The organism is Microvirga lotononidis, from assembly GCF_034627025.1.
In the GTDB taxonomy this organism is placed as follows: Bacteria; Pseudomonadota; Alphaproteobacteria; order Rhizobiales; family Beijerinckiaceae; genus Microvirga; species Microvirga lotononidis.
In genome coordinates this window covers 3,029,368-3,052,043 of the sequence record NZ_CP141048.1, presented here as the reverse complement: position 1 = coordinate 3,052,043, position 22,676 = coordinate 3,029,368, and the positions used below count along the sequence as shown (strand labels likewise).

Annotated in this window: 20 protein-coding genes; 6 read left to right on the top strand and 14 right to left on the bottom strand. The window is 66.0% G+C overall.

The window, feature by feature from the left end; translation table 11 throughout:
* The first annotated feature begins 63 nt into the window (after positions 1 to 63).
* Together U0023_RS14470 and U0023_RS14465 are read left to right on the top strand one after the other, a co-directional pair.
* Positions 64 to 537 carry a VOC family protein gene (locus tag U0023_RS14470; protein ID WP_009764689.1) on the top strand — a complete coding sequence of 158 codons (474 nt, stop codon included), beginning with the start codon at positions 64 to 66 and terminating at the stop codon, positions 535 to 537.
* Between the two features lie 121 nt (positions 538 to 658).
* Complete coding sequence (locus U0023_RS14465; RefSeq protein ID WP_154661288.1) at positions 659 to 826, top strand: hypothetical protein; 168 nt, start codon at positions 659 to 661, stop codon at positions 824 to 826.
* A 232-nt stretch (positions 827 to 1,058) separates the two neighbouring features.
* Here the strand turns inward: U0023_RS14465 and U0023_RS14460 are convergent, their stop codons facing one another.
* The gene (locus U0023_RS14460; RefSeq protein ID WP_009764688.1) at positions 1,059 to 2,003 is read right to left on the bottom strand and encodes an AraC family transcriptional regulator; all 945 of its coding nucleotides are present in this window, start codon (positions 2,001 to 2,003) and stop codon (positions 1,059 to 1,061) included.
* 97 nt (positions 2,004 to 2,100) lie between these two features.
* Between U0023_RS14460 and U0023_RS14455 the strand changes: the two genes are divergently transcribed.
* Positions 2,101 to 2,865: an SDR family oxidoreductase gene (locus tag U0023_RS14455; RefSeq protein ID WP_009764687.1), complete on the top strand. Its 765-nt coding sequence runs from the start codon at positions 2,101 to 2,103 to the stop codon at positions 2,863 to 2,865.
* A gap of 283 nt (positions 2,866 to 3,148) precedes the next feature.
* Here U0023_RS14455 and U0023_RS14450 read toward each other — a convergent pair whose 3' ends face one another.
* The 5 genes from U0023_RS14450 to U0023_RS14430 all read right to left on the bottom strand — a co-directional run bounded on the left by U0023_RS14450 (position 3,149) and on the right by U0023_RS14430 (position 8,918).
* Positions 3,149 to 3,985: an alpha/beta fold hydrolase gene (locus U0023_RS14450; RefSeq protein ID WP_009764686.1), complete on the bottom strand. Its 837-nt coding sequence runs from the start codon at positions 3,983 to 3,985 to the stop codon at positions 3,149 to 3,151.
* Positions 3,986 to 4,131: 146 nt separating this feature from the next.
* Positions 4,132 to 5,760: an MFS transporter gene (locus U0023_RS14445; protein ID WP_009764685.1), complete on the bottom strand. Its 1,629-nt coding sequence runs from the start codon at positions 5,758 to 5,760 to the stop codon at positions 4,132 to 4,134.
* Positions 5,757 to 6,182: a DoxX family protein gene (locus U0023_RS14440; protein WP_009764684.1), complete on the bottom strand. Its 426-nt coding sequence runs from the start codon at positions 6,180 to 6,182 to the stop codon at positions 5,757 to 5,759. The genes U0023_RS14445 and U0023_RS14440 overlap by 4 nt, the downstream gene beginning before the upstream one ends.
* 9 nt (positions 6,183 to 6,191) lie before the next feature.
* Positions 6,192 to 8,153 (bottom strand): amidohydrolase, encoded by a 1,962-nt coding sequence (locus U0023_RS14435; RefSeq protein ID WP_009764683.1) that lies wholly within the window; start codon positions 8,151 to 8,153, stop codon positions 6,192 to 6,194.
* Between the two features lie 93 nt (positions 8,154 to 8,246).
* Entirely contained in the window at positions 8,247 to 8,918 is a 672-nt protein-coding gene (locus tag U0023_RS14430) for a hydrolase (protein WP_210161065.1), read from the bottom strand.
* A gap of 199 nt (positions 8,919 to 9,117) precedes the next feature.
* On the opposite strand from U0023_RS14430, the gene U0023_RS14425 reads away from it, so the two are divergent.
* The gene (locus tag U0023_RS14425; RefSeq protein WP_009764681.1) at positions 9,118 to 10,080 is read left to right on the top strand and encodes a VOC family protein; all 963 of its coding nucleotides are present in this window, start codon (positions 9,118 to 9,120) and stop codon (positions 10,078 to 10,080) included.
* Between the two features lie 84 nt (positions 10,081 to 10,164).
* The gene (locus tag U0023_RS14420; protein ID WP_009764680.1) at positions 10,165 to 11,082 is read left to right on the top strand and encodes a helix-turn-helix transcriptional regulator; all 918 of its coding nucleotides are present in this window, start codon (positions 10,165 to 10,167) and stop codon (positions 11,080 to 11,082) included.
* 27 nt (positions 11,083 to 11,109) lie between these two features.
* Here the strand turns inward: U0023_RS14420 and U0023_RS14415 are convergent, their stop codons facing one another.
* The 8 genes from U0023_RS14415 to kdpF all read right to left on the bottom strand — a co-directional run bounded on the left by U0023_RS14415 (position 11,110) and on the right by kdpF (position 21,567).
* The gene (locus U0023_RS14415; RefSeq protein ID WP_009764679.1) at positions 11,110 to 13,029 is read right to left on the bottom strand and encodes a potassium transporter Kup; all 1,920 of its coding nucleotides are present in this window, start codon (positions 13,027 to 13,029) and stop codon (positions 11,110 to 11,112) included.
* The gene (locus U0023_RS14410) at positions 13,030 to 13,497 is read right to left on the bottom strand and encodes a hypothetical protein (RefSeq protein ID WP_009764678.1); all 468 of its coding nucleotides are present in this window, start codon (positions 13,495 to 13,497) and stop codon (positions 13,030 to 13,032) included.
* A gap of 162 nt (positions 13,498 to 13,659) precedes the next feature.
* Positions 13,660 to 14,352: a response regulator gene (locus tag U0023_RS14405; protein ID WP_009764677.1), complete on the bottom strand. Its 693-nt coding sequence runs from the start codon at positions 14,350 to 14,352 to the stop codon at positions 13,660 to 13,662.
* Positions 14,349 to 17,030 carry a sensor histidine kinase gene (locus U0023_RS14400; RefSeq protein WP_009764676.1) on the bottom strand — a complete coding sequence of 894 codons (2,682 nt, stop codon included), beginning with the start codon at positions 17,028 to 17,030 and terminating at the stop codon, positions 14,349 to 14,351. The genes U0023_RS14405 and U0023_RS14400 overlap by 4 nt, the downstream gene beginning before the upstream one ends.
* Positions 17,031 to 17,052: 22 nt before the next feature.
* Entirely contained in the window at positions 17,053 to 17,676 is a 624-nt protein-coding gene (gene kdpC, locus U0023_RS14395; RefSeq protein ID WP_009764675.1) for a potassium-transporting ATPase subunit KdpC, read from the bottom strand.
* 11 nt (positions 17,677 to 17,687) lie between these two features.
* Positions 17,688 to 19,745, bottom strand: a complete 2,058-nt coding sequence (gene kdpB, locus U0023_RS14390) for a potassium-transporting ATPase subunit KdpB (protein WP_009764674.1) — start codon at positions 19,743 to 19,745, stop codon at positions 17,688 to 17,690.
* Between the two features lie 10 nt (positions 19,746 to 19,755).
* Positions 19,756 to 21,465: a potassium-transporting ATPase subunit KdpA gene (gene kdpA, locus U0023_RS14385; RefSeq protein WP_009764673.1), complete on the bottom strand. Its 1,710-nt coding sequence runs from the start codon at positions 21,463 to 21,465 to the stop codon at positions 19,756 to 19,758.
* Between the two features lie 12 nt (positions 21,466 to 21,477).
* A complete protein-coding gene (kdpF, locus tag U0023_RS14380; protein WP_009764672.1) occupies positions 21,478 to 21,567 on the bottom strand; it encodes a K(+)-transporting ATPase subunit F in 90 nt (29 codons plus the stop codon).
* A 456-nt stretch (positions 21,568 to 22,023) separates the two neighbouring features.
* Between kdpF and U0023_RS14375 the strand changes: the two genes are divergently transcribed.
* Positions 22,024 to 22,608 (top strand): acyloxyacyl hydrolase, encoded by a 585-nt coding sequence (locus U0023_RS14375; RefSeq protein WP_009764671.1) that lies wholly within the window; start codon positions 22,024 to 22,026, stop codon positions 22,606 to 22,608.
* The last annotated feature ends 68 nt before the right edge of the window (positions 22,609 to 22,676 follow it).

Here is a 22,676-nt window from a genome sequence, read left to right as displayed (position 1 = left end):
GCCTCTCAAGACGGAACAAGGGAACGAGGCCGGAATTCCGGCGTCCGAGGGAAGGAACATGCCATGGCGAAGAACACGATCTGCCTCTGGTACGACAAGGATGCGGAGGCGGCCGCCCGCTTCTACGCCGAGGTCTTTCCGGACAGCGTGGTCCATGCCGTGCACCGTGCGCCCGGCGACTACCCGTCGGGTCAGGAGGGCGACGTGCTGACGGTCGAGTTCACCGTGGCGGGCGTGGCCTGTCTCGGCCTCAACGGCGGGCCGGCGTTCAAGCACAGCGAAGCCTTCTCGTTCCAGATCGCCACGGACGATCAGGAGGAGACCGACCGCTACTGGAACGCCATCGTGGGCAATGGCGGCCAGGAGAGCGAATGCGGCTGGTGCAAGGACAAATGGGGCGTGTCCTGGCAGATCACGCCGCGCGTCCTGATGGAAGCGCTGGCGGCGGGCGGCACCGAGGCCAAGCGCGCATTCGACGCGATGATGACCATGCAGAAGATCGACGTTGCCGCCATCGAGGCCGCGCGCCGCGGCTGATCCGGCACCGAGAAGCGGATCCAACGCCATCGACGAGGGTCCGCGGCGGGCGCGGACTATCTTCCCACGCCCGGGCGAGGCTGTTATAGGGGCGGCGATGTAAACGATTTCATGGTGGACCGTGCCCCGCCACAATCCCGGCTTGGACGAGCAGCGCCGCAAGGTCGAGACGGCCCAGGCACGACTGGCTCGGCATGAAAGGCTGACCCGGATCGCCCTGCTCCTGGTCGCGCTCCTGGCTCTCGGCCTTCTCGCCCTGGTGGTCAGCCACCTCCAGGGCTGGGCATAGTCGTTGGAAGGCGCCCTGGTGAGAAAACGTGACATGATCTTCAGCCAGGGCGCCCGTGACCTTGGGGGGCTAGGTCACGGCGAATAAGCTACGGCGTTCTGCGAGAGCCACAACGAAGCAAACGGGCTAGGTCTATAATCCTGATGACCTGCTTTCCGCATCAGCATTAGATCCGAAGGAGGCGCCCTCGCCTCCCCTTGCGGCCCAGACCGGAACGCCGTGCCCCGCGGGGTCATTTCTGGACGTGCGCCAGCTCAGGGCCCGGGTTCGTGTCCGCGTCGGCCGACCCGCGGGAGAAACGCCCCGGAGGTTGCCCCGCATAGCGCCTGAACGCCATGCTGAAGGTGCTGGCCGAGCCGTAGCCGACGCGCCTGGCGATCTCGTCGAGAGCGATATCCCGGCTCCGCAGCAGATCCTTCGCAAGGGCCATGCGCCATGCCAGAAGATACTCCATCGGCCGCAGCCCGACCGTGCGTGTGAACCGGTCGAAGAAGGCCGAGCGGGACATCCCGGCCTCGTTTGCGAGCTCCGCTGCCGTCCAAGGTCGCTCCGGATCACGATGGATGTTTCGGATCGCTCCCGCGACCCGCGCATCGGACAACCCGCGAAGGAGCCCCGGCGACGCTCCCTTGCCCGGTGCCGCCCGCAACGCCTCGATCAGCAGGACTTCTACAAGACGCGCCAGCACGAGGTCCCGGCCCATGTCCTGCGCACGCGCCTCCTCGCCGACGAGGCGCACCAGCGTCGAAAGCCGTCCGACGCCGCGCACGTGAATCATCGCCGGCAGCAACGACACAAGCAGCGCGGCATCGGGAGCCTCGAAGACGAAGTAGCCGCCGAGCAGGCGCACGTCTGGAGGTCCATCGGCGCGGCCGTGACGGATTTCCTCCGTGGGCGCGGGTGCCGTCCTGGGGTCGATGCGCCTGGGCGTCACCGGCTCGAATCCGGACATCGTGAAGGCGGGCGTCGCCGGCAGCAGAACGAAGTCGCCTTCCTCGAGCGTGACGGGAGCCTGCCCGTCGACGGCTAGTCGGCAGCTGCCCTCGATCACCGCGCAGAAACCCGGCTGGCCGAACGCGGAGTAGTGGACGCCCCAGCGACCAGCGCCGCTGATCCCTTTCGAGAACACGGTGCGGGGCCGGAGAAGTTTGATCACTTGGGCGAGAGGGTCGGTCATTTCCGGACTATCGCTGACGAAAACGGGACTCCCAATCGAGGATAGTCCTGATTGGCGGGGCTAATGCTACGGCACTGGCATCACGAAGGAAACCACGATGAAAACGATATTGATAACGGGTTGCTCGTCCGGCTACGGCCTTGAGACCGCACGCCTCTTCCACGCGAAGGGTTGGAACGTCATCGCCACGATGCGCACGCCATGGGAGGGGATTCTGCCTCGATCCGAGCGCCTCAGCGTGATGCCGCTCGACGTGACCAAGCCCGAAAGCATCGCCGCGGCGCTAGGGGCGAGCGGGCCCATCGATGTTCTCGTCAACAATGCGGGCATCGGACTGTTCGGCGCCTTCGAGGCGACTCCGTTGGCCCAGGTTCGCCGGGTGTTCGAAACCAACACGTTCGGCGTGATGGCGATGACGCAGGCGGTGCTGCCCCAGTTCCGTGCGCAGAGATCCGGCGTGGTGGTGAACGTGACCTCCAGCGTGGCGCTTGCGCCGATGCCGCTGGTCGCCGCGTATACTGCGAGCAAAATGGCGGTCGAGGGTTTCACAGGATCGCTCGCTCATGAGCTCGAACCGTTCAACGTGCGTGTCAAACTGGTCGAGCCGGGCTATGGCCCAAGCACGCGTTTCGCCCAGAATACGGATCTCCGCATCGATGAGTTGATCCCCGAGGCATACGCATCGTTTGCGCGGCCCATCTTCGCTGCCATTGCGCAACCTGCCGCGGTAACGAAAGAGACCGACGTGGCCGAGGCGGTATGGCACGCCGCGAACGATGAGACCGGACAACTCCGCTTCCCGGCGGGTCCCGACGCAGTAGCGCTGGCTCGCGCGAGCAGCCAGGAACGGTTGTCACAATGATTTGGCGGCAGGGCTGGCGGTCTTAAGCCCCTGTTCGCATCATCGCTCGTGGCAGGCGGCAATCACGGCGCGGCCTCGGACGACAGGTGGCGCCCCTCCCCGTCATCACCGGCCTTGTGCCGGTGATCTCGATGAGAAGAGTGCCGCGTTTCACCGAACCGACATGGCCGGCACGAGGCCGGCCACACGACGTGGTGGATGTCATTCCCGGCCGGGGAGCAGCGGAGGAGGAGGGATTCCACGATCGGGCGCAACGCCATGGATCCCTCTCCCCGCCGTGCTCTCAGCCCTGGATGAAGGCCAGCATGTCGGTGTTGAGCCTGTCGGCATTGAGGGTCAGCATGCCGTGCGAGAAGCCGGGATAGGTCTTGAGCGTCCCGTTCCTCAAAAGCTTGATCGACTTCAGCGCCGCGTCCGCGATCGGAACGATCTGATCGTCCTCACCGTGCAGGACGAGGGTCGGAACGCCGATCGCCTTGAGATCCTCCGTCTGGTCGGTTTCCGAGAAGGCCTTGATGCCGTCGTAATGCGCCTTGGCGCTGCCCATCATGCCCTGACGCCACCAGTTCTGGATGACACCCTCGTGAACCGTCGCGCCCTCGCGATTGAAGCCGTAGAACGGGCCGGCGGGAACATCGCGGAAGAACTGCGCGCGATTAGCCGCGAGCCCCGCGCGGAAGCCGTCGAACACGTCCATCGGCAGGCCTTCCGGGTTGGCGGCGGTCTTGAGCATCAGCGGCGGAACCGCCGAGACCAGGATCGCCTTGGCGACGCGGCCTGCGGGCTCGCCGTGCTTGGCGACATAGCGGGCGACCTCGCCGCCGCCCGTCGAATGGCCGATATGGACGGCGTTCTTCAGATCGAGGGCTTCGACGACCGCGAAGGCGTCGGCGGCGTAGTGGTCCATGTCGTGCCCCTCGGGGACCTGCTCGGAGCGGCCGTGTCCACGACGGTCATGGGCGATGACCCGATATCCCTTCGAGAGGAAGAAGAGCATCTGCGCGTCCCAGTCGTCGGCGCTGAGGGGCCAGCCGTGATGGAACATGATCGGCTGGGCACCCTTCGGACCCCAATCCTTGAAGAAGATGCGCGTGCCGTCCTGCGTGGTGATCGTATCCATGAATGGCTCCATTGCGTGTCGGCTGGTCTGTCCTTGCCGCGTGCTGTTCAACCGACGGAACAGAACGATCGGTCGTGACCGCGGCGGCGGTAAGGCACGCTCGCGTCTCGATGGGGCTCATAGGAGTGGGCGCGGCCTGCTCCCGCTCATCCCTTTCCGCCGATGCCGGGATTGATGCCGAGGAAGTGCTCGACCAAGGGTGCCTCAGGACCTCGGTGGAAACGGACGGCTTCCGCCTGAAGATCCGCATCCTCCTTCGAGACGCGCCTGTGCTGGCGCAGGTGCTCGGCCCAGGATTCCACGAAGAACCACTCCACCATGCGTTCCGGGTCGGCCGCGTCCTCGGACAGGCCCCAGGCATAGGCTCCGTCGCGGCGCCGCTCCTCGGAGAGCCTGCGGAGCGCCTTCAGGAAGCCGGCGCGGTCGTCCTGGGCGACGCGGTAGGTCACCATGATCATGACCGGGCCGCGATCGTGAGCGACCGGTTCCGCGAGGGCTGGCTCCGGCCAGTGCAGGGACGGCGTGAGATCGCTCTCTCCCTTCGGCAGCGGCGCCCGATGGGCCAGGATGCCGCTCAAGGCCAGAACGGTTCCGGCGACGATCAAGGTGGCGTCGGTGCCCATCGTCTGCGCCACGAGACCCCAGCCCAGGCTCCCGGCCGCCATGGCGCCGTTGAAGACCGTCAGATAGATTGCCAGGCCTCGCCCCCGGATCCAGTTCGGCAGGATGGCCTGCATCGTCCCGTTGAGGGTCGTCAGCATGGTGATCCAGGCCGTCCCGAGCACGAAGGTCGCGACGAGGCCGACGGCTTCGAAATCGGTCAATGCGAGAAGGATGGTTGCGCCCGCGGTGATCAGGGTCGCGGCGAGAACCAGACCGTCCTGACCCAGGCGGGCCCTGGCGCGGGGCATCGCGAGGGCGCCGCAGATCGCACCGGCGCCGACGCTGCCGAGCATGAGGCCGTAGAACCCCGGGCCGCCGCCGATCTCCTGGCGGGCGACGAGGGGAAGAAGCGCCCAGACCGCGCTGGCGAAGCCGAAGAACAGAACCGTGCGCCAGAGGACGCGGTGAAGGCTGCGGCTGGCACGGGCGTAGCGGATTCCGGCGCGCAGGGCGCCGCCGAAATGCTCGCGCAGATCGTTGCCTGCATCCACCTTCGGCCGCCACCACAACAGGGCGGCGCTCACGATCACATAGGTGAGGACGTCGAGGCCATAGACTGCGGCTGCGCCGAGCGCCGCCAGAATGAAGCCGCCCAGCGCGGGGCCGATGGAGCGCGCGATGTTGATGCCGAGGGAATTGAGCGCGACCGCGCCCTTGATGTCGGCCTTGGGCACCAGCTCCGGCGTGATCGCCTGCCAGGCCGGCGTCGCGAGCGCGGCTCCGGTCCCGCCGAGGAACGTGAGCAGGATCAGGCCCTCCACGGTGACGTTGCCGGTCCAGGCCAGCACGGCGAGGCATGAGCTGACGAGACCGAGACCGATCTGGATCATGATCAGGAAACGGCGGCGGTCGAGGATGTCCGACAGGACGCCGGCGGGAATGGCGAAGAGGAAAACGGGAAGCGTCCCGGCTGCCTGGATCATGGCCACGGCGGCGGGCGACGCCGACAGGTCCGTGACGAGCCACGAGGAGGAGACATCGCGCATGAAGGTGCCGATGTTGCCCAGCACGGTGGCCGCCCAGATGACCGCGAACAGGCGGTGGTGCAGCGGCGCGAAGGTGCCTGGAGGAGCCGAAGCAGCGGCTTGCGTGGTCACGGGGCCTTGCGTCATTGGAGGTGCTCCGTTCCATGGGCAAAGAGGGCCGCGACGGCCAATCCGCCGACGATGGCGACATGCTCGAAGAAGATTGCGGTTTGACGGCGTCGAACCGGGCCGTCGGAGCCCCAGAAGGGATGCGCCAGGAGCGTGGCGACGGCCGTGAATGCCGCAAGGATGCCGGCTCCCAGCCAGCAATAGCGCTGGGTCAGGAACAGGATGGATCCGCAAAGCTGCGTGACGATGACGGCGGCCGCCATGAGCGCGGCGGGACGGAGGCCGAGCTCAAGGACCTCTTCGCGGGCGCCATTGAAATCCGAGAGCTTGCCGACCCCGCTGATCAGGAACGGGGATGCGAGCGCCAGCCGGGCCATGTAATCGGCCGCGGGCCAAGACAGGACCTGGGCGACGAGGCGAGGAACGGTGATATCGCTCATGACACCTCCTCAGAAGGCCCAGCAGGAGCAGCCGAGCGCACCCCAGAACGACCGGGAATCGGACGCCGGCACGTTGCCGGCCCAGGCCCCCGCATGGGCGTGGCCATGGACGCCGCAGCTGTTGGCGCAGCCGCATGCCGCCGCGAAAGCGTATTTCGCCTGGGCGTCATTCTCAGCCCGCTGCTGGTAGCCGCCGAAGCGCGCCACGGGCGACCAGTCCGGCATGGGAGGCGGCAGGGACGGCGCCAGATCCTTGAACTCGGCGTCACCGTGAACCGGGTTGCCGCCGAGCAGGGTCAGCACGGAGGTGATGTCCTGGATGTCGTCTTCCGGCACGGAGAAGTAATCGTCGGAGAGGACCGCGAGATCGGCCAGCTGGCCCGCCTTGATCTGGCCCTTCTTGCCTTCTTCCGTCGAGAACCACGTGTTGGCTTCGGTCCAGAGCCGCAGGGCGGTCTCGCGATCGAGTCGGTTCGCGGCCGGATAGAGGGTCAGTCCGCCGAGGGTCTTTCCGGTCACGAGCCAGGACAGCGAGACCCAGGGGTTGTAGGACGCAACGCGCGTCGCATCCGTCCCGGCTCCGACCGGAACGCCCGCCTCCATCATGCGGCGGATCGGTGGCGTGCGCTCGGCCGCCTTGCTGCCGTAGCGCTCGACGAAATCCTCGCCCTGGAACGCCATGCGGTGCTGGACCGCGATGCCGCCGCCGAGCGCCGCGATGCGGTCGATGTTGCGGTCGTCGATGGTCTCCGCATGGTCGATGAACCAGTTCAGCCCTTGCAGCGGGACATCCCGGTCGACTTTCTCGAAGACATCGAGGGCGCGGGTGATGGTCTCGTTGTAGGTGGCATGCAGCCGCCACGGCCAGCGGTTCTCGGCGAGCAGCCGCACGACCGGCTCGAGATCGCTTTCCATGGAGGGCGGCATGTCGGGCCGCTCCACCCTGAAGTCCTCGAAATCCGCCGCCGTGTAGACCAGCATCTCGCCGGCACCGTTGTGACGGTAGAGGTCGTCGCCCTGCCCCGGCTTCACCTGTTTGGCCCAGGTGTCGAAGTCCTTGAGCTCTTCCTTCGGCTTCTGGGTGAAGAGGTTGTAGGCCAGGCGCACGGTGAGCTGACCGTCCCGGTGCAGCTCCTCGATGATCGCATAATCGTCCGGATAATTCTGGAATCCGCCACCCGCATCGATGACGCCCGTGACGCCCAGGCGGTTCACCTCGCGCATGAAATGGCGCGTCGAGTTCTTCTGGTATTCGGGCGGCAGCTTCGGCCCCTTGGCCAGCGTCGCATAGAGAATGGTGGCGTTGGGCCTGGCGATGAGCGCGCCTGTGGGATTGCCGTGGGCATCGCGCTGGATCTCGCCACCGGGCGGATTCGACGTCTCCTTGGTGTAGCCGACCGCACGCAGGGCCGCGGCATTCAACAGCGCACGGTCGTAAAGATGCAGGATGAAGACGGGCGTGTCGGGCGCCACCGTGTTGATCTCATCGAGGGTGGGCAGGCGCTTCTCGGCGAACTGATGCGCCGAGAAACCGCCGACGACGCGGACCCATTGTGGGGCGGGCGTGCGATCGACCTGGTCCTTCAGCATGCGCATCGCATCGGCCAGGGAGCGCACCCCGTCCCAGCGCAGTTCCATGTTGTAGTTCAGTCCACCGCGGATGATGTGCATGTGGCTGTCGATCAGACCCGGGATGACGCGCCGCCCCTTGAGGTCGATCCGCCGGGTCGCCGGCCCGGCCAGAAGCATCACGTTGCGTTCGCTGCCCACTGCAACGAAACGTCCGTCGCGGATGGCCGCGGCCGTTGCTTCCGGGTTCTGACGGTCGAGGGTGGTGATCCTGCCGTTGAACAGGATCAGGTCGGCGATTGCGTTCATCGTCTGCGCCTCCAGGCCTTTGGGAGAGGCAAGCCCGGCGGCCATTGCGCCGAGCCCGCCGACGACCGTGCGGCGGTCATGGGTGGTGGACATGTCGTATCTCCCGTTATCCTCGCGTTCGGATCGACGGGTTGCTGCAAGCATGGAGGCAGGCCGATCTCGACATGACGGCCTGCCCGGCAGCGGTTATTCGGCGGCCTGGGCCGTGTGGGCGCCTTCGCTCGCGCCGAACATCGTCTTTGCGTAGACGATGCCGAGCCCATACGAGCCACCGAGCTTCTTGGCGATCCCTGTGGTCAAGTCATACGTGTCGACGCGAGCCCAATCGCGCTGCAGTTCGAGCAGATACTGAAGCGACGTCATGGGCCTGGCGCCTGCCTGCACCATGCGCTCCATGGCCCGCTCGTGCGCCTCCTCCGAGACGTCGCCGCACGCATCCGCGATCACATAGACCTCGAACCCCTGATCGAGGGCCGACAGGGCCGGGCCGACGATGCAGACGGACGTCCACAGGCCTGCCAGGACGATCCGGCTTTTACCGATGCGGTTCACCTCTTCGATCACGGCGGCATCCTCCCAGGTATTCATGGAGGTGCGATCGAGAAGCGCCTGCCCCGGGAAGGCATCCGTGATCTCCGAGAACATCGGGCCCGAGAAGCTCTTCTCGGCCACCGTCGTCAGAATCGTCGAGACCTTGAAGCCCGCGGCCGCCTCCGAGATCAAAGCTGCATTGTTGCGCAGATTGACAGCATCGATCGATTTCGTGGCGAACGACATCTGCGACTGGAAGTCGATCAGGATCAATGTGTGATCGGAGGGCGTGAGCAGATTCGAGCCGGGTGTCGGGGTCGCTTTGATGGGCATGGCCAGGTCCTGTTGGTGGGGGAGCACAGGACCGACATATCATAATGCCAAGCTCGGAACCTTGTAGGATTTGCGACGCTCTTGGACGATTTGGTCGTCAGATGGACAGCAACCGGGCCGCGTGACAAAAGCGGACGAGACAAGCGGAACGCGATCTGTCTATGGTCGTGCCATCGAGTTATCGGAGTTGCGCATGGTCGGACGCGGCCTCCATCACATCACCCTGATATCGAGCGATGCCGAGCGAAGCTGCCGCTTCTATGCGGGCCTCCTGGGCATGCGGCTCGTCAAGCGCACCGTGAGCTACGAGGATCCGGGTAGCTTCCATCTCTGCATGGGCGACGAGAAAGGCAGGCCGGGCACGTTGTTCACCCTGCTTCCCTGGCAACGGGTTCAGCGCGGAAGGTTGGGAGCATGCGAGGCCTGGGCGACCACCTTCCGTGTTCCTGACGGCTCCCTGGACTGGTGGGCGCAGCGCCTTCAGGCTGCCGGGGTTCGTCACGATCGTGTCGAGACCGCTTTCGGTGAGCGCAGCGTGCTCCTGGAAGATCCGGACGGCGCCTCGCTCTCCCTGGTGGAAAAAGACGAGCCCGTGTCGGACGGTCCGTGGAGGAACCCGCATGTGCCGGACGATTGTGCGATCCAGGGCCTTCACGACCTCGTGCTGAAAGTCCGCAGGGCCGATCCGCTGATCGAGATGTTCCGCGAGGTCTTCGGCTTCGCACGATGCAGCACTGTCGGCAACCTCTCCCGCCTCGAGGCGCATGGAGGAGCGGGCGGCGTGGTGACCCTTGATGAGGCGAAGCGACTGGCCCGTGGCCAGCTCGGTGCGGGCAGCATCCACCATGTGGCCATACGGGCCCACGATGCCGCCGACCTGGCCACGATGGTGAGGGAACTCCGTGATCGATACGGGATCATCGCCGATGAGGTGAGGAACAGAACCTATTACCGTGCCGTCAAATTCCGCTCGACCTGCGGGCTTCTGCTGGAGATCGCGACGGACGAACCGGGCTTCGAGTTCGACGAAAGCTACGAAACGCTCGGCAGGACCCTTAAACTGCCATCTTCTCTGGAGATGCGAAGGGACGAGCTTCAGCAGCTCCTGCCGCTGCTGCCGGAATGTGGACGTCACTTCTTCGAGGACGCTGAATGAAAGGATTATCGGCGCATCCGACCAGCCGGTCCTGAGGTTTGAACAAGTTTTGCCGCGATACCAACCGAGCGGAGCGAGAGGACCATGGCAACCATTCAGGAGACAAACGATGCCGGCCTCTTCGGCGGCCGGCTCGGACGCCATCTGGAGATGGTGAGCCGGAAAGTTCTCCATGTTTCCAGGAAGGACCGCCTGTCGCTCGCCGTGACGCGCCTGACCTGCGAGCGCCAGGATCGGGACAGGACGGCGTCCATCGCGCCCGAGAGCGCGTTCAGCATCACGTACAAGCTGAAGGACGTGGAAGAGCATGAGTTCTGGTCCGATGGACGCATGCGCTACTCTCGCGGCTTCGGCGCGGGTACCGTGAACGCCATCGACCTGTCCGAGGATCCCCGCAGCCGCGTGCGCGGCGCGTTCGATACCCTGCAGTTCTACATCCGCAAGGATGCCTTGGACGACCTCGCCTACGAGCGCGGCGCCTCACCCGTTTCGAGCCTTCGCTCTCTGCCCGACGCAACGGACGCCACGCTGGGTGCGATGAGCTCGTTCCTGCTCTCGACACCGGATCTTCTGGAAACGAACCAGCTCTTCGTGGATCATATCGCGCTGAGCCTCCTCACCTACTTCGCCCAGAACTACGGAGGCATGCGGGTCGCCCCGACGTCCAGCGGCGGCCTGGCTTCCTGGCAGGAGCGGCGGGCGAAGGAGATCATGCACTCGCGCCTGTCGGCCCATGTGACCATCAGCGACATCGCGCGGGAATGCCGGCTCACGCCGAGCTACTTCGCCAAGGCGTTCCGGCGCACGACCGGGATGTCACCCCACCAGTACCTGACCCAGCTCCGCATCCAGGAAGCCAAAGGCCTTCTTCTGTCCTCGACGCTTCCTCTGGCGGATATCGCGCTCATCTGCGGCTTCGGCGATCAAAGCTATTTCACACGTGTCTTCACCCGCAGCGTCGGCTCGAGCCCGGGCGCATGGCGGCGATCGATGATCTCCTGAAGACGGGATCCCGAACAGCCGTCGGGCTCAGACGGTCACCTGGGTGCCGACTTCGACCACGCGCCCGGTGGGGATCTGGAAGAAGTCGGTGGCGTCGCTCGCCGACTTCGCCAGGCTGATGAACAGCTTGTCCTGCCAGAACGGCATGCCGCCATGCACCGAGGGCCGGATCGAGCGGCGCGAGACGAAGAACGACGTCGCCATGATGTCGAACTTGAAGCCCTGCTTGCGCAGGAGCACGAGGCCACGCGGGATGTTCGGCGCTTCCATATAGCCGTAGGTCATGCTCACCCGCCAGAATGAGTCTCCGAGAGACTCGATCCGGACGCGCTCGTCGTCCGCCACGCGCGGGGCGTCGGCGGTCTTGACCGTCAGCACCACGTTCTTCTCATGCAGGATCTTGTTGTGCTTGAGGTTGTGCAGCAGGGCCGCGGGCGCAACTTCGGGATCGCTGGTCATGAACACGGCGGTGCCCTTCACCCGGTGAGGCTGGCTCTTCTGCAGCATGCTGATGAGTTCGGTCATCGGCACGTCCACCTTTCGGGTCTTGTCGAACAGGATGCGGGTTCCGCGCCGCCATGTCACCATGAGCAGGACCAGGAGCGCGCCGACCAGCAGCGGCATCCAGCCGCCCTGCGGGATCTTGAGGGCATTGGCGGCCAGGAAGATCGTGTCGACCGCCAGGAAGGGCGCGATCACGGCGACCGAGGCCCAGAACGACCATTTCCAGAACCGCCAGACCACGAAGAACGCCATGATGGCGGTCACCACCATCGTTCCCGTGACCGCAAGACCATAGGCATGCGCCAGGGCGCTCGAACTCCTGAACATGACGACCAGGAGCAGTACGGCGACGAGGAGCAGGAAGTTGATCTTCGGCACGTAGATCTGGCCCTTCTCCGTCTCGGAGGTCCAGCGGATCTCCATGCGCGGCAGGAGTCCGAGCTGGATCGCCTGTTGCGTGATGGAGAACGCGCCGGTGATCACCGCCTGGCTGGCGATGATCGTGGCGATGGTCGCCATGCCGACCATCGGGAGGAGCGCCCAGTCGGGATAGAGCAGGAAGAACGGGTTCTCGATCTTGGCCGGATCGGCCAGGAGGAGCGCACCCTGGCCGATGTAGTTCAGGGCGAGACACGGCAGGACCAGTCCCAGCCAGGCGGTTTGGATCGGGCGTCGGCCGAAATGGCCCATGTCGGCATAGAGCGCCTCGGCGCCGGTCACGGCGAGGAACACCGCCCCGAGGGCGAACAGGCCCGCCGTGCCGTGGGTCGCGAGAAACACGACGCCGTAGGTGGGGCTGATCGCGGCCAGGATGCTCGGATCGTCCGCGATGTGGACGAGCCCGCCGATGGCCATGAGCACGAACCAAACCGCCGTGATCGGGCCGAACCAGGCGGCCACACGGGCCGTGCCCTGGCTCTGCACGGCGAACAGGCCCGTCAGGATCAAGAGGCTGAGCGGAAGCACGTAATGCTCGAAGGCGGGGCTCGCGACGGTCAGGCCCTCGACGGCCGAGAGCACCGAGATGGCCGGGGTGATGATGGCATCGCCGTAGAACAGGGCGGCGCCGATCATGCCGAGCAGGGGTATCAGCAGGACGTTATGGCCCATGGCTCGCTGGGCGAGCGCCATGAGCGTGAGCGTGCCGCCCTCGCCGTTGTTGTCCGCGCGCAGGATGAACAGCACGTACTTGATCGTGACGATGAAGATCAGCGCCCACAGGATCAGCGACACGATGCCGAACACCATCTCGCGCGTGACGGTGCCGCCCGCGGCTGCGGCCGAGAGGGATTCCTTGAGGGCATAAAGGGGGCTCGTGCCGATGTCCCCGTAGACGACGCCCAATGTACCGAGCGTCAGGATCCAGAAGCCGGACGTATGCGGGGGCCCCGGCTGGGCCGTCGGCTCCGCCGGACCGGGCTGGCTTGAAGCCGTAGCGGTCATTTATCTCTCCACCTCGTGGCCGATGGAGGCCGCGCCCGACCTATCCACACGCCTGAATACCGTGACGTTGCTCTGGCCGAAGCCTTGGGCCTTCTGGACCTGGGCCTGGACGAAGGCGCCCAGAACCGCGAGCGCCGGGTCCTCGTGCTGAAACTCGGCCACGTCATCGACCCAATTGAGCGCCAGCCCGCGGACGCATATCGCGCAGCTCCAGCGGCTATCGTCGCAGGACAGGCGATGGATCGCCCAATCCGGCAGCTCCCAGCCGATCAGCCAGAAGCCCAGATCGACCCATGCCTCGGCCTCGATCAGGCGCAGCACGAGAACGTTGGGATCGAGGGCCGTCTTCAGGCGCGGACAGGCACGCTCCAGCACCTCGGCCACGAGGCCGACCTGCGGTTGGGAGGCCGCCTCGATCCGAGACAGAAGGGAGCGGAGCTCCCGCACCGGATTTTGCTTCGACCACATCCTGGTTGTCCAAACGGGCCGCGACAGGTCGCCGCCTCAGGGAGGGCGAGCCCGCCCGAACCTCTCCGATCAGACATCGTCAGGATCGCATAAAAAATCGATTGGAATTTGGGCAGCCGGATATAAAGGCCGCATAAAGAGGCCGCGCCAGGGGAAATAACGCTAGGCGACATCCAGCAGGCGGTAGCCGATGCCCGGCTCGGTGAGGATGAACCGGGGGTCGGACGGGTTCGGCTCGATCTTCTGCCGGAGCTGGCCGACATAGACGCGAAGGTACTGGGTGTCGTTCTCGTGCGCCGCGCCCCAGACGGCGGTGAGGATCTGCTTGTGCGTCACCACCTTTCCCGCATGACGGGCCAGGAAGGCGAGCAGTTCGAACTCCTTCGGGCTGAGAAGGACGTCGCTGCCTTGCCACGCGACCCGGCGGCGGGGAATATCGATCTCCAGCCCGCCGACGCTGACGAGCGGCGTCTCGCCCTTGCGCTGCATGCGATGGCGCAAGGCGGTGCGCAGCCGGGCCATGAGCTCGCCCGTCCCGAACGGCTTGTTGACGAAATCGTCGGCGCCGAGATCGAGGGCGGCGATCTTCTCGGCCTCGCGATCGCGGGCCGAGAGCACGATGATTGGCACATCGGACCATTCGCGCACGCGGACGATCACATCCTTGCCGTCCATGTCGGGCAATCCGAGATCGAGCACGACCACGTCGGGAGCATCCCCGGCGATGCGCTTCAAACCCTCGGCCGCCGTGGCGGCGCTGATCGCCTCGTACTCGTTCACCTCTAGGGCGGGCCTGAGGAAACGATGGATCGCCGGCTCGTCATCGATGACGAGCACCCGCATCGGATGGGTCATGGTCTCATCTCCTCCAAGGGCAGCCGGATCACGATCCGGGTGCCCTGCCCATTCGCGAGAGGGCTCTCCGCCGCGATGACACCGCCATGTGCGTCGACGATCCCTTTGGCAATGGCCAATCCCAGCCCGGTGCCCTCGCCGCCATCGCCGTCCTGCCCCCGGCCGCGCGCGAACTTCTCGAAGACCTTCGGGAGCAGAGCCGGAGAGATACCGGGCCCGTTATCCGTGACGGACAGCACGACGTCCCGGCCCTCACGCCGGGCCGCAAGCTCCACCCTTGCGTCCGCACCCGCATAGCGGACCGCATTGCCGAGGACGTTGGCCAAGGCCTGATCGAGCAGGGAGGCATCCGCCTGCACGAAGGGCAGCTCCGGATCGACATCGACACGAAGGGCCTGTGTCGCACCCCGTCTCCTGGCAAGAGCGACAACCCTGTCGAACACCTCCCGGACGTCGACCCAGTCGCGGCGAAGCTCGAGGGCCCCCGCCTCTACGCGGGTCATCGACAGAAGGTTGCGGACCATCCGGTCGAGATGCTCCGCCTCGTCCTTGACCTGATCCAGCAGGTCGCGTCGGGCAGGCTCCGACAGCCTCGGCCCATAGTCGATCAGGCTCGTCGCAGCGCCGAGAATGGACGCAAGGGGCGTTCGAAAATCGTGACTGATCGAGGCCAGCAGCGTGTTGCGCACCCGCTCCGATTCGGCGGCCGTGTTGGCCACGACGATCTCACGCGTCAGCCGCGCCCGCTCGAGGGCGGCCGCCGTCAGCTCGGCCACCGTCTCGACCAGGGTGCGGATCTCCGGATCGAGGGCGGCCCCGTCGAGAGCGACACCCAGGACGCCGACGCGGCCGTGCGCCGAGCGCAATGGCAGAAAGATCCAGCGCGCCGACGGCAGCGTATCCGTTCCGGTGCCGGCAGCCTCGTCCTTCTCGTAGGCCCAGCGTGCCGCCGAAGCGGAGGCGGTGTCGAGGTGGTCCTCCGGCGGCCAGGAGGCCGCAAGCTCGAGGGTGTCGCCTTGGGGCAGGAGGAGCGCCGCGGGTCGGTTGAGATAGCCGTTGAGCTCCACGACGACTCCCTCGGCCACCGCATTCGCATCGGGGAAGCTGGAGAGGCGGCGGGTGAACTCGTAAAGCCGCCTCGTCGCCCGGGCCCGGCTCACGGCCGCCGCAGCCTGCTCCCGTGCTCGCCCGGCGAGCGCCGAGGTGAGCACGGCCGCGCCGAGGAAGATGAAGAGGGCCAGCAATTCGTGCGGCCGCGCGACCGTGAACGTGTAGAGGGGATCGATGAAGAAGAAATTGTAGCCCAGAAACGACAGGATCGAACTGACGACGGCGGGCCAGATCCCGAAGCGTACGGCGGCGAACAGCACCGCCACCAGGAACACCATGGAGATGTTCGGCAGGGACACGACGGACGTCATCGCCAGACCGACCGCGACGGCTCCGGCCACGGCGAGCGCCGACCACAGGAAGGGAGCCCAGGCCTGGTTCAGCTTGACGCTTCGCAGGCGGCTCCACCAGCGCACCTTCCGAGCCTGTCCATCCTTGGCGGTCACGACGTGAATGGCGATATCCTCGGCGTGGTGTACCAGCTGATGCGGCAGCGAGCGTCCGAGGAATTCGGACCACCATCCACCCCGGGATCGTCCTACCACGATCTGGGTGACGTTCTCAAACCGGGCGAACCGCAGGAGTTCCTGCACCATGTCGCCGGCCACCAGCGTCTTGGCCTCGTCGGCGCCGAGCCGGGCGGCGAGCTGGAGCGTCTCGTCCACGCGATGGCGCTGGCCGCTGTCGAGACTCTCGCTCGGACGCTCGACGGTCACCGCCGTCCAGGGCGCGCCGATCGCTTCCGCGAGGCGCTTGGCGTGACGCACGACCGCCGGGGAGATTTCGTCGGCGCCGACGCAGACCAGGATGCGTTCGCCGGCGGCCCATGGGCCTTCTACACCGCCGCCCTGCATGCGCTCGAGCAGGTCGCTGTCGATGCGCTCGGCCGCGCGGCGCAGCGCCAGTTCACGCAGCGCCACGAGATTGTTGGGACGAAAGAAGTTGTCGACGGCACGAGCCGCCGTGTCCTGCACGTAGACCTTGCCCTCGGCCAGCCGCTTGAGGAGCTCGTCCGGCGGGAGGTCGACGAGAACCAGTTCGTCGGCCTCGTCGAAGACGGCGTCGGGTACGGTTTCGCGCACGCGGATCCGCGTGATGCGCTGGACGACATCGTTCAGGCTTTCGAGATGCTGAATGTTCAGCGTCGTCCAGACGTCGATTCCCGCCGCCAGCAATTCCTCGATATCCTGCCATCGCTTCGGATGGCGGCTGCCCGAGGCATTCGTGTGGGCATATTCATCGACGAGGACGAGCCGTGGATGGCGTCGCAGGGTGGCGTCGAGGTCGAATTCCTGCACCATCCGGCCGCGATACGGAACGGACAGGCGGGGCAGGATCTCGAGGCCCTGGAGAAGTTCCTCCGTTTCCTGGCGCCCATGGGTTTCGACGAGACCGACGAGGACCTCCGCCCCCTCCTCGCGCGCCGCCCGCGCAGCCTGCAGCATGGCGTAGGTCTTGCCCACGCCGGGGGCCGCCCCGAGAAAGATCTTGAGGCGGCCGCGCCCCTCCCGATTGGCGAGGGTGAGCAGCGCATCGGGCGAGGCACGCGGCGTTTCGGTCAGGGCCATGAGGGCTTACGCCTCCATCGTATCAAGATACATCGCGCCCTCCTCCCTGCACGCCCAGCCTGTCGAGGGCTTGATTGACGCGCAGGACGTTGACCCGAGGCTCTCCGAAGACCCCGAAGGCACGCCCTTCGGTCGACGCTTCGATCACCCGCCGGATCTGCTCCTCCGTAAGCTTCCGGGCCGCAGCGATGCGGGGAGCCTGCGCCATCGCGAAAGCCGGGGAGATGTGCGGGTCGAGGCCGCTGCCGGAGGTGGTGACGGCATCGCCGGGGATCGGCAGCGGGAGGCCCACCTGACGCCAGGTCTCCGCAGCTCCCGTCAGGCGTTCCGCCAGCTTCTGGGAGGTCGGCCCCAGATTGGAGCCGGTCGAGGCCGCGGCGTTGTAGGGCGCATCCACGGTCTTGGTCGGATCCGTAGGATCGGCAGTGCTCGTGGCCGAGGGACGCGGCCAGAGATACCGATCGGATGTGAATGCCTGCCCGATGAGATCGGAGCCGATGACGCGGCCTTCCTGCACGATCAGGCTGCCGTTGGCCTGCGCCGGAAAGACGATCTGTCCGATGCCTGTGACGGCGAAGGGATAGACGATCCCGGTCAAGGCGGTGAACAGGATGAGCAGAACGAGCGCGGGACGGAGATGGGACATGGCGGTTCCTTTCAGGCCCAGCCGATCGCCGTGACGGCGAGGTCGATGATCTTGATGCCGATGAAGGGCACGACGAGCCCGCCGAGGCCGTAGACGAGCAGATTCCGGCGCAGCAGAGTCGCTGCCCCGAGCGGTCGGTAGGAAATGCCGCGCAGGGCCAGCGGGATCAGAGCGATGATGATCAAGGCGTTGAAGATCACCGCGGACAGGATCGCGCTCTGCGGCGTCGACAGCTCCATGATGTTGAGGGCGCCGAGTTCGGGAATTGCTGCCACGAACAGGGCCGGGATGATGGCGAAATACTTCGCCACGTCGTTGGCGATAGAGAACGTCGTCAGCGATCCTCGCGTCATCAGGAGCTGCTTGCCGATGCCGACGATCTCGATGAGCTTGGTCGGATTGGAGTCGAGATCGACCATGTTGCCGGCCTCGCGGGCGGCCTGCGTGCCGGACTGCATCGCCACGCCGACATCGGCCTGCGCCAGCGCCGGAGCGTCGTTCGTGCCGTCGCCGCACATGGCCACGAGTCGGCCCTCCGTCTGCGCCCGACGGATGTAGTCGAGCTTGTCCTGCGGCGTGGCCTCGGCGATGAAATCGTCGACGCCCGCCTCCGAGGCGATTGCGGCGGCCGTGACCGGATTGTCGCCGGTCACCATGACGGTGCGGATGCCCATGCGCCGCAACTCGGAGAAACGCTCCTTGATGTCGGGCTTGACCACGTCCTTGAGGTGAATGACGCCCAGAAGCCTGCTCCCGTCCGCCAGCCCGAGCGGAGTCCCTCCCGAGCGAGCGATACGGTCGACGGCGGCGGCGAAGCCCTGATCCTCGACGGTTCGGCCGCTGGCGTCACGGACGAAGCGGAGCACCGCATCGACCGCTCCCTTGCGAAGGGACCGATTGCCGAGGTCGACACCCGAAAGGCGCGTCGTTGCCGAGAACTCGATGAAGCGCGACGTCTCCGGCGATTGCTCGGGCGCTGCCACGCCGTACTTTTCCTGCACGAGCGTGACAATGGAGCGGCCCTCCGCCGTCTCGTCCGCGAGGCTCGCGAGCAACGCAGCTTCGGCCGCTTCGCGGTCCGAGACGCCGGAGACCGGAATGATCTCCGATGCCATGCGGTTGCCGAAGGTGATGGTGCCGGTCTTGTCGAGGAGCAACGTGTCCACGTCGCCCGCGGCCTCCACGGCCCGCCCGGACATGGCGAGCACGTTGAACCGGATGAGACGATCCATGCCGGCGATGCCGATGGCCGACAGCAGCCCGCCGATGGTGGTGGGGATCAGCGTCACGAGAAGCGCCACCAGCACCGGGACCGGGACATCGGCTCCGGAATAGCGCCCGAGCCCGGACAGCGTCACCACGGCGATCAGGAACACGATGGTCATGCCCGCGAGCAGGACGTTGAGGGCGATCTCGTTCGGCGTCTTCTGCCGCTCGGCGCCCTCCACGAGGGCGATCATCCTGTCGAGGAACGAGGAGCCGGGCGGCGCCGTGATCCGCACGACGAGCCAGTCCGAAATCACCGCGGTCCCGCCGGTCACGGCGGAGCGGTCCCCGCCCGATTCGCGGATGACGGGAGCGGACTCGCCCGTGATGGCGGCCTCGTTGACCGACGCGATGCCTTCCACCACCTCGCCGTCGCCCGGGATCAGGTCGCCGGCTTCGACCAGCACGAGATCGCCGACATCGAGATCGAGGGCCGACACCGTCTGGTGGAGCTCCTTGCGCTCGGGATCGCAAAGCCGCTTCGCGACGGTCTGCGTGCGCGCCTGGCGCAGGGTGTCGGCCTGGGCGCGGCCCCGCCCCTCGGCCACGGCCTCGGCGAAATTGGCGAAGATCACCGTGAACCAGAGCCAGGCCGCGATCTGCCCCGTGAAGAACGCGGATTCACCGGTCGCGAGATCGCGAACGAAGAGGACGGTGACCAGAAGAGCCACCACCTCGGTCACGAAGATGACGGGGTTTCGAACGAGATCGCCGGGATTGAGCTTCCTGAGGGCGTCAAGCGTCGCCTGGCGCAGGATCGCCCCATCGAGCATCGAGATGGTTGGTTGGATGTGTTTGCTCATGGAGCACCTGTCAGAAGGTTTTGCCGGCCAGCATCAGCACCTGCTCGGCGATGGGGCCGAGAGCGGGAGCCGGGAAGAACTGGAGACCGCCGAGGATCAGGATCATGCCGGTCAGGAGTCCGACGAACAGCGGGCCGTGGGTCGGGAAAGTCCCGGTCGACGCCTCCAGCCTGGTCTTCGCCGCCAGCGAGCCTGCGATGGCCAGCATCGGCACGATGTAGGCGAAGCGGCCGAGCAGCATCGCAAGGCCGAGCGTCGTGTTGTACCAGGGCGAGTTCGCCGTGAGCCCGGCGAAGGCGGAGCCGTTGTTGCCCGCAGCCGACGAGTAGGCATAGAGGATCTCGGACAGGCCGTGCGGACCGGCATTGAGAAGCCCCGCGAGCCCCTGCGGGAGCACGGCGGCCACGGCCGAGAAGCCGAGGATCGCTGTCGGCAGGATCAGGACCGCCAGCATCGCCATCTTGACTTCCTTCGCCTCGATCTTCTTGCCGAGGTACTCGGGCGTGCGGCCGACCATGAGACCCGCCACGAAGACCGCGATGATCGCCATGACAAGGATGCCGTAGAGTCCGGAGCCGACGCCGCCCGGCAGGATCTCGCCGAGCTGCATCAGGAACATCGGGATCATGCCGCCGATGGGCGTGAAGCTCGCATGCATGGCATTGACCGCCCCGCATGACAGGCCCGTCGTCACGACGGCCCAGAGAGCCGACAGGGCGAGCCCGAAGCGGACCTCCTTGCCCTCCATGTTGCCGTCGGCCAGGTCGATGCCGGCCAAATGCAGAACCGGCGTTCCGGCCGCCTCCGCCGCGTAGGTGGCGGCGATGCCCGCCACGAGCAGGACGCCCATCACCCAGACCAAGGCGCGCGCCTGTCGGCTGTCGCCGACGAGACGGCCGAAGGTGAAGACCACCGCAACCGAGATCACCAGCATCTGCCAAACCTGGACGACATTCGCCAGCGCCGTCGGGTTCTCGAAGGGATGGGCGGCGTTCACGTTGAAGAAGCCGCCGCCGTTGGTGCCGAGCTGCTTGATCGCGATCTGGCTGGCGACGGGCCCGAGAGCGATGGTCTGCTTCGCGCCTTCGAGCGTCGTGGCGTCCACCGAGGCGAGCATGGTCTGCGGGATCCCGAGCGCCACGAGCAGAATGGCCGTGACGAGGGAAAGCGGCAGGAGCACGTAGAGGGTCGAGCGGGTCATGTCGACCCAGAAATTGCCGACGGTCCCGGCCTTGGAGCGGGCAAAGCCCCGGACGAGCGCCACCGCGAGGGCGAGCCCCGTGGCGGCAGAGAGGAAGTTCTGCACCGTCAGCCCGGCCATCTGAGAGAAATGGCTCATGGTGGTCTCGCCGCCATAGGACTGCCAGTTCGTGTTCGTGACGAACGACACGGCGGTGTTGAAGGCGAGGTCAGGCGAGAGCGCCCCGAAGCCCTGCGGATTGAGGGGCAGGAAACCTTGGAGCCTCAGAAGCGCGTAAAGCAGCACGAACCCTGCCGCATTGAACAGGAGCATGGCGAGCGCATAGGCGCGCCATCCCTGCTCCCGGGCGGGATCGATGCCCGCCAGGGCATAGAATCCGCGCTCGACCGGGCCGAGCACCGGCGAGAGGAAGGTGCCCTTGCCGGCATAAACCTTGGCCATGAAGGTGCCGAGAGGCACCGCCGCCAAGAGGACGGTTGCGAGAACGATGGCGATCTGGAGCCAGCCGTTGAGAGTCATGACGTCGGCCTCCTAGAAGCGTTCGGGCTTGAGGAGCGCCATGACGAGATACGCGGCGATGCCTAGGGCGACGATGCCGCCGAGAAGAAGATCGAGAGACATGGATCGGCCTCCCTCAGAGCCGCTCGGCCGCGCGGGCGTAGAGCGCCATGAGCGCGAAGAACCCAAGGCCTGTAAGGAGATAGATTAGGTCGTACATGACAGCATCCTGCAATGAGGGCTGAACGCTACGCCTGATCGGAATCAAATCTCGATTGGGAAGTGCTGCCCGAAACATAAAGGCGTCATAAAGGCCGCCGACGACGGTAGCGGATGGACAGCGCCAAGCCTCTCGCGTGGTCCCGTCGTGGCCCGATGGGCTCGGATCCCTTCATCGGTCGGATCGCCGGCCCGACCGGGTCTTTGCGGATGGCCTCTCCTGTTCTGCAACACCATTGCAGAAGGTGTCACCGGTATGCAGCACTTCCGATTTTTGAGCAGAGCGCAGCTTTGCCTTAACGACTGGCACAACCGTCGGGAGGTATGACTAGGAGGTTGCTGATTCGCTGAGGGTTATCGATGAAGAGGCTGATCGTCCTGAGTTTCGTCGCGATGGCCGCCGGATGCGCAGCAAACGCTGCGGATCTCACCGAAAAGAGCGTAATTCCAACCCTTCCTCAGCAAGTCTATGCTCCCGCCTTTCTCTCCGAGCTTCGCCTCGGGCTCACGGCCCAGGATCCGACCGGCCCGGAAAGCGGATCGGTCAACCTCACATTGGAAGCCCTATCGCCTAAGCTCGGGTCGGCAGCCGACCCCCTCGTGAACGCCCTCATCCCTCGCCTTCACATCGGCGGCAGCATCAATCTCGACCATGACACGAGCTTTGCCTATGCGGGCTTCACGTGGACCTTCGACCTGACGCCGTCGATCTTCGTCGAGGGCAGCTTCGGAGGGGCGGTTCACGACGGTGAGACGGACCCGATCGAGGTCGACCGTGAGGCTCTCGGCTGCCGCGCTCTGTTCCGTGAAGCCGCGGCGCTCGGCTTTCGTCTGAGCCCGAACTGGAGCCTCATGGGAACCATCGAGCACCTTTCCAACGCGGGCTTGTGCTCGAACAATCGCGGTATGACCAATTTCGGCGTGAAGGTTGGGTATACGTTCTGACGGCACCCACGGCGAGAGCTCAAAGCCTGGCGCCAATGCTCTCATCGCTTGTTTTGTCGTATCTTGCC

What these genes read in the sequence shown, in the direction of transcription:
- U0023_RS14450 (WP_009764686.1), bottom strand. Translation starts at nt 3,985, where the DNA reads ATGGATACGATCACCACGCAGGACGGCACGCGCATCTTCTTCAAGGAT.
- U0023_RS14415 (WP_009764679.1), bottom strand. Translation starts at nt 13,029, where the DNA reads ATGACCGCTACGGCTTCAAGCCAGCCCGGTCCGGCGGAGCCGACGGCC.
- U0023_RS14375 (WP_009764671.1), top strand. Translation starts at nt 22,024, where the DNA reads ATGAAGAGGCTGATCGTCCTGAGTTTCGTCGCGATGGCCGCCGGATGC.
- U0023_RS14460 (WP_009764688.1), bottom strand. Translation starts at nt 2,003, where the DNA reads ATGACCGACCCTCTCGCCCAAGTGATCAAACTTCTCCGGCCCCGCACC.
- U0023_RS14400 (WP_009764676.1), bottom strand. Translation starts at nt 17,030, where the DNA reads ATGGCCCTGACCGAAACGCCGCGTGCCTCGCCCGATGCGCTGCTCACC.
- U0023_RS14435 (WP_009764683.1), bottom strand. Translation starts at nt 8,153, where the DNA reads ATGTCCACCACCCATGACCGCCGCACGGTCGTCGGCGGGCTCGGCGCA.
- U0023_RS14455 (WP_009764687.1), top strand. Translation starts at nt 2,101, where the DNA reads ATGAAAACGATATTGATAACGGGTTGCTCGTCCGGCTACGGCCTTGAG.
- U0023_RS14410 (WP_009764678.1), bottom strand. Translation starts at nt 13,497, where the DNA reads ATGTGGTCGAAGCAAAATCCGGTGCGGGAGCTCCGCTCCCTTCTGTCT.
- kdpA (WP_009764673.1), bottom strand. Translation starts at nt 21,465, where the DNA reads ATGACTCTCAACGGCTGGCTCCAGATCGCCATCGTTCTCGCAACCGTC.
- kdpC (WP_009764675.1), bottom strand. Translation starts at nt 17,676, where the DNA reads ATGTCCCATCTCCGTCCCGCGCTCGTTCTGCTCATCCTGTTCACCGCC.
- U0023_RS14405 (WP_009764677.1), bottom strand. Translation starts at nt 14,352, where the DNA reads ATGACCCATCCGATGCGGGTGCTCGTCATCGATGACGAGCCGGCGATC.
- kdpB (WP_009764674.1), bottom strand. Translation starts at nt 19,745, where the DNA reads ATGAGCAAACACATCCAACCAACCATCTCGATGCTCGATGGGGCGATC.
- U0023_RS14440 (WP_009764684.1), bottom strand. Translation starts at nt 6,182, where the DNA reads ATGAGCGATATCACCGTTCCTCGCCTCGTCGCCCAGGTCCTGTCTTGG.
- U0023_RS14420 (WP_009764680.1), top strand. Translation starts at nt 10,165, where the DNA reads ATGGCAACCATTCAGGAGACAAACGATGCCGGCCTCTTCGGCGGCCGG.
- U0023_RS14425 (WP_009764681.1), top strand. Translation starts at nt 9,118, where the DNA reads ATGGTCGGACGCGGCCTCCATCACATCACCCTGATATCGAGCGATGCC.
- U0023_RS14470 (WP_009764689.1), top strand. Translation starts at nt 64, where the DNA reads ATGGCGAAGAACACGATCTGCCTCTGGTACGACAAGGATGCGGAGGCG.
- kdpF (WP_009764672.1), bottom strand. Translation starts at nt 21,567, where the DNA reads ATGTCTCTCGATCTTCTTCTCGGCGGCATCGTCGCCCTAGGCATCGCC.
- U0023_RS14445 (WP_009764685.1), bottom strand. Translation starts at nt 5,760, where the DNA reads ATGACGCAAGGCCCCGTGACCACGCAAGCCGCTGCTTCGGCTCCTCCA.